The following is a 1142-nucleotide window of genomic DNA, read 5'->3' on the forward strand; positions in this document are numbered from 1 at the left end:
TCCTCGCCTCGGGCGAGTCCGGCGTACTCGAGGCGCAGCGAGCCGTCCTCGGCCGGGGTGGCCTTGATCCAGACTCGTCGGCGCGGCACGAATAGTGACGTGAGAAGCCCGGCGAGGACGAGAATCGCGAAGAGCAGCACCCAGCCCTGGGTGGCGTCGTGGTGGATGTCGAAGGACGCGAAGCGGCGGACGCTATCGGTGCCGATGACGTCCGGGTCGGCTCCGACGTTCTCGAAGGTGACGGTGCCCAGTCCGTCGGGCAGGTTCGCGGTCTCGCCCGGCTTCAGCGTCAATGGTGCTACTCCGGTGTCGCCGCCGGTCAGTCGAGTCAGAGAGTCGACGGCGAGCTCGTAGACCGAGGTCGGCACTCCGCCGTTCAATCCCAGGTCGCCCGAGAACACGTTGAGCGAGAGCACGGGGTACTGAAGGTCCGGGAAGACGGACGTCGATGCCCCTGTCGCGAGCTGGTCCTGGGTGGGGTAAAAGAAGCCGGTCATGCCGATCTGCTCAGCAAGGCCGTCCGTCACCTTCACCACTCCGACCGAGGTGAGGTTCGCGTTGGTCGGGAGGAAGGGCACCGAGTCGGTGAAGATCGCCGTGCCGGAGGGGTCGCGCACCGTGATCGTCGGGGCGTAGCCGTTGCCGAGGAGGTAGACATTCGTGCCGCCGATCGCCAGCGGCTCGTTGACCTTGACGGTGCGTTCTTCGCTGCTGCCTCCGCGCTGGGTGGTGGTGACGGTCGCGGTGTAGTCGATCGGCTGCCCGAACGCCTCGCCCGGCTCGGTCACGTACTCGACGGCCAGGCTGTCGAGGTTCAGCTGATACGGGTCGAGCTGGCTGCTGTCGAAGAAGCGCCCCGGGTTGAACGAGTCGTAGGCCGCGAGGTTGTTCGCGAACCCCTGACCGCCCTCGACCAGCACGCGCTGCCCGCTGTAGCCGAATCCGCCGCCGATACCCACGGCGACGAGGATGCCGACCAGGGCGGAGTGGAAGACCAGGTTGCCGGTCTCGCGGAGGTAACCGCGCTCAGCGGAGACGCTCGACCAGCGGCCGCGCGGGTCGTTGTACCGCTCGATGCGGTAGCCGGCGCGGCGCAGCATCGCGTGGGCGCCCTCGATCGCCTCCTCCGCAGTGGCGCCCTC

The 1142-nt window shown here is 68.1% G+C and carries 1 protein-coding gene; it reads right to left on the reverse strand.

Annotated elements, in window-relative coordinates; all coding sequences use genetic code 11:
• The coding region (locus C5C44_RS16600) for a cytochrome c biogenesis protein ResB (protein WP_104336228.1) at positions 1-1142 on the reverse strand (1142 nt) is incomplete at both ends.

The sequence above is a fragment of the Rathayibacter sp. AY1F6 genome, from assembly GCF_002932035.1.
Lineage (GTDB): Bacteria > Actinomycetota > Actinomycetes > Actinomycetales > Microbacteriaceae > Rathayibacter.